The organism is Streptomyces sp. NPDC046977 (genome assembly GCF_040644455.1).
Taxonomy (GTDB): domain Bacteria; phylum Actinomycetota; class Actinomycetes; order Streptomycetales; family Streptomycetaceae; genus Actinacidiphila.
This window is the reverse complement of record NZ_JBEYWO010000076.1, coordinates 1-7936: the sequence shown is the minus strand read 5'-3', so window position 1 is coordinate 7936 and position 7936 is coordinate 1. Positions and strand designations below refer to the sequence as shown.

The following is a 7936-nucleotide window of genomic DNA, read 5'->3' as shown; positions in this document are numbered from 1 at the left end:
AGGCCGCCAGGTCGGTCAGCAGGGTGCGCAGTCCGCTGGGGTCGATGGCCCAGTTCATCGCCGTGAGGTTGTCGTTGGCGAGGTGGAAGGCGATGCGGTCACTTCGCCGGAGAACAAGGCCCTACGACCCGGCCGGGTCACAGGCTCTGGCCGCCGGAGATCTCGATGCGCTGGGCGGTGACCCACCGGTTCGCGTCCGAGAGCAGCGCGGCGAGCGCCGCGCCGATGTCGTCGGGCTGGCCCATGCGGCCGAGGGCGACCTGTGCGCCGATCCGGGCCCGCACCTGCTCGTTGTGGATCATGCCACCGCCGCCGAAGTCGGTCGCCGTCGCGCCGGGGGCGATGGTGTTGACGCGGATGCCGCGGGCGCCGAGCTCCTTGGCCTGGTAGCGGGTGAGGACCTCGACCGCGCCCTTGACGGCGCCGTAGGCGGCGTGACCGGGGGCGATGATGCGCGTCAGGCCGGTGGAGACGTTGACGACCGCGCCGCCGTCGGCAAGCTGCGGCAGCAGGGACCGGGTGAGGAAAAAGGCGCCCTTGAGGTGGACGGAGACCAGGTCGTCGAAGTCCTTCTCGGTGGTCTCCGCGAAGGACGCCGTCAGGTCGTGACCGGCGTTGTTGACCAGGTAGTCGAAGGTCGTCCTGTCCCAGCGGGACTTCAGCTCGCCGGCCAGTCGCGCGGCGAAGCCGTCGAAGGAGCTCGCGGCGCCGGTGTCCAGGCGCAGGGCGACCGCGGTCCGGCCCAGAGCCTCCACGGCTGCCACGACGTCCTCCGCCTCGGCCCGGTTGTTCCGGTACGTGATCACGACGTCCACGCCGCTCGCGGCCAGCCGCAGGGCGCCGGCGCGGCCCAGGCCGCGGTTGGCCCCGGTGATGAGGGCGATCTTCTGGTCGGTGCTCACAGCGACTCCTTCGTGGGTGCTCGACGGTGGAGATCGCTCCGGTGGCCTGCGACCTCACGCACCTCCAGTGGAGGCGGCGGAAGCCGGAGCAGCCAGTGCATCCGTCTTCCGCGGACTGCCAGTACCAGGAAGCGCGACGAGCCCGCCACGGCCGGCATGGGACGGCCCCCGGCCCCGCGTCCATGCGCGGGCCGGGGGCCGTCGCGGTGCCTCAGCCCGGGATCACCCCGGTGCCGGATCGCGAACCCGGGACACGGGGAGCGCACAATGCCGCCAGCGCATCCGCAGTGACCGGCGAGATCACACCCGTCTCCGTCACGATCGCCGTGATCAGGCTCGGCGGCGTGATGTCGAACGCGGGGTTGTACGCCTGCGTGCCGAGCGGAGCCACGGCGCGGCCCGCCACATCGGTGACCTCGTGACCGGGGCGCTGCTCGATCTCCACGGCGGCCCCGTCCGGGGTGTCCAGGTCGATGGTGGTGGTGGGGGCCACCACGACGAAGGGCACATTGTGGTAGCGGGCGAGGACGGCCAGCGGGTAGCTGCCGACCTTGTTGGCGACGGAACCGTCGGCGGCGATGCGGTCGGCGCCGACGAGGACGGCGTGCACCTCGCCGGCGGCGAAGAGCGAACCGGCGGCGTTGTCGGTGAGCAGCGTGTACGCCATGCCGGTGCGGGCCGCCTCGTAGGCGGTGAGCCGGGCCCCCTGGAGCAGGGGCCGGGTCTCGTCGACCCACAGCCGGCGCAGCTGGCCGCGGCGGTGGGCGGCGAGGGCGACGGCGAAGGCGGTGCCCTCGCCGCCGGAGACGAGCGCACCGGTGTTGCAGTGCGTCAGGATTTGGTAGCCGCCGCCGGGCAGGAGCTCGGAGAGCAGCTGGAGGCCGTTGCTGCCCATGGCGGTGCCGGCCGCGGCGTCCTCGGCGTGGAGACTGCGGGCCTCGGCGAGGGCGGCGGCAGCGGCGCGCCCGGGGTCGCCCTGGGCGTCCCCGGTCAGTGCGGCGCGGTAGGCGGCCACGGCGCGCTTGACGCCGTAGGCCAGGTTGACGGCGGTGGGCCGGGCGTGCGCGAGGGATTCGGCGGCCTCGTCGACGTCGTAACCGCGCACGGCGGCGAGCGCCACACCGTAGGCGCCCGCGACACCGAGCACCGGCGCCCCGCGCACGGCGAGGGTGCGGATCGCCTCGACGAGTGCGGGCACATCGGTGCAGACCAGTTCCACTTCCTCCGCGGGGAGGCGGGTCTGGTCGAGCAGGACGAGGACGGGCCCTTCCGGCGGCTCCTCCCAGCGGAGCGTCGGAAGCGGTTCGTCGGGGTTCCCCTTGGTTTCGTTGGCCAGAGATACCACGTACTGATCACCCATCTGCCCAGTCTGCCGTGAACGGCAGCACGTTTTGAACGGTTGCGGCGTACCGCATCCCCGGGTACAAGCCCACTTACCCCATGGCACGATTGCCACCGTCCCGGCGTTGAACGATCGGGTAGCGCAGTAACGAAGGAGCGATGATGAACGACTCTCCGGGCTGGGCCTCGCCCGGATCCTCCCCCTCCGACGAGTCGGGCCACCCGAACGGGCCCGACACGCCGCAGGATTCTGCGCCCCCGAACTGGACCCAGCAGCAGCCTCCGGCCGGCCAGTGGCAGGCGACCGGGAGCGGAGGATGGGGCAGCCCGCCCCCGCCGCCGACGTGGGGCGGCGCCGGACAGCGCGGCCGGCAGCAGCCCCAGTGGGGTCTTCCGCCCTCCCCCAAGCCCGGCGTCATCCCGCTGCGGCCGCTGGGTGTGGGCGAGATCCTGGACGGGGCGGTCTCCACCATGCGCGCGCACTGGCGGACCGTCCTGGGCATCGCCCTGGTGGTCTCCCTGGTCACCCAGGGCGCGTCGGTGCTCCTGCAGGGTCTGGCCCTCAGCGACAACAGCAGCATCAACGCCCTGGAGGACAACCCCGAACCCAGCCTCAGCGATGTCGCGGACGCCGTCGGCGGCAGCCTCGCGGGCGCCGGGGTCACCCTGGTCATCACGCTGCTCGGCGTGGTGATCGCCACCGCGATGCTCACCATGGTGATCAGCAGGGCCGTGCTGGGCCGGCAGGTCACCACGGGCGAGGCCTGGTCCGACGCCCGGCCCCAGCTGGCGCGGCTGCTCGGTCTGACCCTCCTGATCGCCCTCATAGGGGTGGGCATCGTGGCCGTCGGCATCGGCCCCGGGGTGGCAGTGGCCGCCGGCGGCTCCGTCGGTGCCGGGCTCAGCCTCGCGTTGTTCGGCGGTCTGGCGGCGTTCGTCGTCGTCGTGTGGCTGATGATCCGGTTCAGCCTCGCCTCTCCCGCGCTGATGCTGGAGAAGCAGGGCGTGGTCAAGTCGATGGCGCGGTCGTCCAAGTTGGTGCGCGGCTCGTGGTGGCGCGTGCTGGGTATCCAGTTGCTCTCCTCGCTGCTCGTCTACCTCATCACCTCGATCATCCAGATTCCCTTCCTGATCGTGGGCCTGGCGGTCAGCGGCGACGGCCTGTCCGCCTTCACCTCGCCCAACTCCGGCGGACTCGGCTGGTCCTACCTGATCGTCGTCGGCATCGGCGCCGTCATCGGGTCCACCATCACCTTCCCGATCAGCGCGGGCGTGACCGCCCTGCTCTACATGGACCAGCGCATCCGCCGCGAGGCCCTGGACATCGATCTCGCCCGCGCCGCCGGCGTCGGCGAATACGGGGAGCCGACGGGCGCGCCCGGCGCGAGTCCGGCCACCGGGGCCTGACGCCGGTGTCGGGGGGCGTACCGGTCACGATCCCGCGCGTCCCGGCGCGCGAGGCGGCCGAGGACGAACTGTCCAAGGCCGTCTACCACCAGAACGACCCCGGCCTCCTCCAGCGCGCCCTTAGTTGGCTGTGGCGGAATTTCGCCGACCTGATGGACAGCGCTTCCGGGGTCGCCCCCGGAGGCGCTGTCGGCCTGGTGACGGTGATCGTGCTCGTCGTCGTCCTGGTCGTCGTCCTCCGCCTGCGGCTCGGCAAGCTGCGGGCCCAGCCCACCGCGGACAGCGGCCTGTTCGCCGAGACGCCACGCACCGCCGCGGAACACCGGACCGCGGCCGAGGAGCACGCCCGCAACGGCGCCTGGACAGTGGCCGTCCAGGAACGCATGCGGGCGATCGTGCGCGCCCTGGAGGAACGCGCCGTGATCGACCCACGTCCCGGCCGCACCGCCGACGAGGCCGTGGTCGACGCCGGCCGCCACCTCCCCGACCACGCCGCGGCGCTCCGCGACGCCGCCCGCACCTTCGACGACGTCACCTACGGCAACCGTCCCGGCAGTCCCGAGGCCTACGCGGCCCTGCGCCACCTGGACACCCAAGTGGAGCGCGCCAAACCCCGCTTCGCCGAAGCCGCAGCAGGAGCGACCGGGGGCGCCCGCCCGTGACCACTGCTCAAGCTGCGACACCGGCCGCTGCCTCGACCTCCGCATCCCCCACGGCACATCAGCTCTGGAGCCGATGGCGTGCCGTACTGGCGGCGGGACTCCTCCTCGTACTCTTCGGCGTCGCCTATGCCGCCCTGCTGTCCGGTGAGAACCACCATGCCCTGGACCCCCGTTCTCCCGACCCGGCGGGAAGCCGGGCCCTGGCACAACTCCTCGACCACCGCGGCGTGACGACCACGGTCGTCACCACCACCGACGCCGCCGCTTCCTCCTTCGGCCCCGACACCACCCTCCTCGTCACCGTCCCCGACCTCCTGACGACTCGTCAACAGTCGCGTCTGCACCAGGCCATGGCGCGATCCGGCGGTGGCCGGACCGTCCTGGTGGACCCGAGCGACGCGTCCGTCGGCGTCCTGGCCTCCGGGGTCCACTACGCGGGACCGACCTCCGTGCAGACCCGGCGGGCCGGATGCGACCTGCCCGCCGCGGTCCGCGCGGGCGACGCCGATCTCGGCGGCACCGCCTACACGACCGCCGCCGAAGGGGCCGACCGGTGCTACCGAACCGCTGCCGGCAACCCCACCCTGCTGCGCCTCCTGGCGGCGGACGGCGGCGACATCGTGGTCCTGGGGACCCACACTCTCCTGCAGAACGAGAACCTCGGCGACCAGGGAAACGCCTCCCTCGCTCTCCAGCTCCTCGGCGCACACCCGCACCTCGTCTGGTACCTCCCCTCTCTCGATGACGCGGCCGCGTTCGACGGCGGCCGGCAGAGCTTCCTCGACCTCATCCCCGACGGCTGGAGCTGGGCTTTCCTCCAGCTCCTCATCGCCGCCGCACTCGCTGCGCTCTGGCGCGCCCGCCGACTCGGCCCGATCGTCGCCGAACGGCTGCCCGCGACCGTGCGCGCCGCGGAGGCCACCGAGGGACGGGCGCGCCTCTACCGCCGGGGCAACGCCCGCGCCCGCGCCGCCGAGGCACTGCGGACCGCGACGCGGGACCGGCTGGCCCCCCTTCTCGGTATCCCTCCGTCCCAGGCCCACGAGCCGGGCGTCCTCGCCTCCGCGGTCGCCGCCCGCCTTGACGATCCCGCCGCACAACCACATGTCACGCTGCACGGCCCTCCCCCGGCCGACGACGCCGCCCTGCTGCGCCTCGCCGACGACCTCGACGCACTCGAACGCCGCATCCTGCGCAACGAGAGGAAAGCAACCCCGTGAGCGCCGCTCCCACCGCCGACAGTGCCCGCGCCTCCCTGGAGGCCCTGCGCACCGAAATCGCCAAGGCCGTCGTCGGCCAGGACCCGGCAGTCACCGGCCTGGTGGTGGCCCTTCTCTGCCGCGGGCACGTCCTGCTCGAAGGCGTGCCCGGTGTCGCCAAGACACTGCTGGTGCGGACGCTGGCAGCGTCGCTCCGACTGGAGACCAAGCGCGTCCAGTTCACGCCCGACCTGATGCCCGGCGACATCACCGGTTCCCTCATCTACGACGCGCGGACCGCCGAGTTCTCCTTCCAGGCCGGACCCGTCTTCACCAACCTCCTTCTCGCCGACGAGATCAACCGCACGCCGCCCAAGACCCAGGCCTCGCTTCTGGAGGCGATGGAGGAACGCCAGGTCACCGTGGACGGTGTCCCCCGCCCGCTGCCGGAACCGTTCCTGGTCGCGGCAACGCAGAACCCGGTCGAGTACGAGGGCACTTATCCCCTCCCGGAAGCCCAGCTGGACCGCTTCCTGCTCAAGCTGGTGCTGCCCCTGCCCTCCCGCGAGACCGAGATCGACGTCCTCACCCGGCACGCCGACGGCTTCAACCCTCGGGACCTGGACTCCGCCGGCATCCGCCCCGTCGCGGGTCCCGCCGACCTCGACGCCGCGCGCGCTGCGGTCGCCAAGACGTCGGTCTCCCCCGACATCACCGCCTACATCGTCGATATCTGCCGTGCCACCCGTAATTCCCCCTCACTCGCTCTCGGCGTCTCCCCCCGCGGGGCCACCGCCCTCCTCGCCACCGCAAGGGCCTGGGCCTGGCTGACCGGTCGCGACTACGTCACGCCCGACGACGTGAAGGCCCTGACTCTGCCCACACTCCGGCACCGGATCCAGTTGCGACCCGAGGCCGAGATGGAGGGCACGACCGCCGACTCGGTCATCACCTCGGTCCTCGCCCACGTCCCCGTGCCCCGCTGAGACGACGGGCCTACCGATGTCACTGACCGGACGAACCGCCCTCCTCGCCGCGCTCGGCGCCCTCGTCGTCGGGCTGCTCCTCCCTGGCTGGCACGGCATCCTGATCGTCGAAGGCGTCCTTCTTCTCGGAATTCTGTGCGACCTCGCGCTCGCCGCGCCAGTGCGAAAGCTCCATTTCACCCGAACCGGTGATACATCAGTTCGACTCGGCGAGAGCGCGGAGATCATGCTCACGGTGACGAACCCGGGTCGACGGGCCCTGCGTGCCGCCCTGCGCGACGCCTGGCCGCCCAGCAGCTGGCGCCCCGGCACCGAGGTCACGTCCTCACGCCACAGGCTGACCGTCCCGGCAGGCGAGCGTCGCCGCCTCAGCACCGTCCTCCAGCCCACGCGCCGCGGTGACCGCCACGCGGAACGCGTCACCGTCCGCTCCTTCGGCCCCCTCGGCCTGGCCGCCCGCCAGGGGTCGCACCGGGTGCCCTGGACAGTTCGCGTGCTGCCGCCCTTCCACAGCCGCAAGCACCTCCCGTCCCGCCTCGCGCGTCTGCGGGAACTCGACGGCCGTACCTCCGTCCTCATCCGCGGACAGGGAACCGAGTTCGACTCGCTGCGCGAGTACATCCCCGGCGACGACACGCGGTCCATCGACTGGCGGGCCACCGCCCGCCGCTCGGCCGTCGCCGTCCGGACCTGGCGCCCCGAGCGTGACCGGCACATCCTCGTCGTCCTGGACACCGGACGCACCGCCGCAGGGCGCGTGGGCGACGCTCCACGCCTGGACGCCGCCATGGACGCGGCTCTGCTCCTCACGGTGCTCGCCGGCCGCGCAGGGGATCGCGTGGACCTCCTCGCCTACGACCGCCGGGTACGGGCCGCGGTACAAGGCCGCGCCGCCCGGGACATGCTTCCCGCCTTCGTCGGCGCCATGGCCCCGCTGGAGGCCGAACTCGTCGAAACAGATGCAAAAGGGCTGGTCGCGACGGTCCTCCAACGGGCCTCCCACCGCTCCCTGGTGGTGCTCCTCACGGGCTTGGACGCCGCTCCCATGGAAGAGGGCCTCCTTCCGGTCCTCCCCCAGCTCACGCACCGCCACGAGGTCCTCGTCGCCTCCGTCGCCGACCCCCGCATCGAGGACATGGCCACGGGCCGCGGCAACATCGACGCGATCTACGCGGCCGCCGCGGCAGAACAGGCCCGCGGAGAACGCCGCCGGGTCGCCGAGCGCCTCTCCCGCCACGCCATCACCGTCGTCGACGCCCCGCCGGCCGACATCGCTCCTGCTCTGGCGGACGCCTACCTCGCGCTCAAGGCCGCCGGCCGCCTGTAAAGGCGGTTGCCGCCACAACGCAAAAAAGCCTCAACCCCCGAGCGTGAGCTCGGGGGTTGAGGCTGAAGAATTGTTCGGCGGCGTCCTACTCTCCCACAGGGTCCCCCCTGCA

8 protein-coding genes are annotated in these 7936 nt (G+C 72.5%); 5 read left to right on the top strand and 3 right to left on the bottom strand.

Annotated features, from left to right (window positions below; all coding sequences use genetic code 11):
* Positions 1-137: 137 nt before the first annotated feature.
* Both ABZ883_RS42895 and mtnA read right to left on the bottom strand, forming a co-directional pair.
* Complete coding sequence (locus ABZ883_RS42895) at positions 138-902, bottom strand: SDR family oxidoreductase (RefSeq protein ID WP_360917722.1); 765 nt, start codon at positions 900-902, stop codon at positions 138-140.
* 211 nt (positions 903-1113) lie between these two features.
* Positions 1114-2262: an S-methyl-5-thioribose-1-phosphate isomerase gene (gene mtnA, locus ABZ883_RS42890; RefSeq protein WP_360917719.1), complete on the bottom strand. Its 1149-nt coding sequence runs from the start codon at positions 2260-2262 to the stop codon at positions 1114-1116.
* Positions 2263-2405: 143 nt separating this feature from the next.
* On the opposite strand from mtnA, the gene ABZ883_RS42885 reads away from it, so the two are divergent.
* From ABZ883_RS42885 to ABZ883_RS42870, 4 genes are read left to right on the top strand one after another with little or no spacing between them, the layout of a single operon-like run.
* The gene (locus tag ABZ883_RS42885; protein WP_360917716.1) at positions 2406-3650 is read left to right on the top strand and encodes a glycerophosphoryl diester phosphodiesterase membrane domain-containing protein; all 1245 of its coding nucleotides are present in this window, start codon (positions 2406-2408) and stop codon (positions 3648-3650) included.
* A 5-nt stretch (positions 3651-3655) separates the two neighbouring features.
* Entirely contained in the window at positions 3656-4312 is a 657-nt protein-coding gene (locus ABZ883_RS42880; RefSeq protein ID WP_360917713.1) for a DUF4129 domain-containing protein, read from the top strand.
* A complete protein-coding gene (locus ABZ883_RS42875; protein WP_360917710.1) occupies positions 4309-5532 on the top strand; it encodes a DUF4350 domain-containing protein in 1224 nt (407 codons plus the stop codon). The genes ABZ883_RS42880 and ABZ883_RS42875 overlap by 4 nt, the downstream gene beginning before the upstream one ends.
* Positions 5529-6497: a MoxR family ATPase gene (locus ABZ883_RS42870; RefSeq protein ID WP_360917707.1), complete on the top strand. Its 969-nt coding sequence runs from the start codon at positions 5529-5531 to the stop codon at positions 6495-6497. Before ABZ883_RS42875 ends, ABZ883_RS42870 begins: the two co-directional genes overlap by 4 nt.
* 19 nt (positions 6498-6516) lie before the next feature.
* Here the strand turns inward: ABZ883_RS42870 and ABZ883_RS42865 are convergent, their stop codons facing one another.
* Positions 6517-6672, bottom strand: a complete 156-nt coding sequence (locus tag ABZ883_RS42865) for a hypothetical protein (RefSeq protein WP_360917704.1) — start codon at positions 6670-6672, stop codon at positions 6517-6519.
* A gap of 60 nt (positions 6673-6732) precedes the next feature.
* Between ABZ883_RS42865 and ABZ883_RS42860 the strand changes: the two genes are divergently transcribed.
* On the top strand, positions 6733-7824 hold the full coding sequence (locus tag ABZ883_RS42860) for a DUF58 domain-containing protein (protein ID WP_360917701.1): 1092 nt from the start codon (positions 6733-6735) through the stop codon (positions 7822-7824).
* Positions 7825-7936 lie beyond the last annotated feature (112 nt).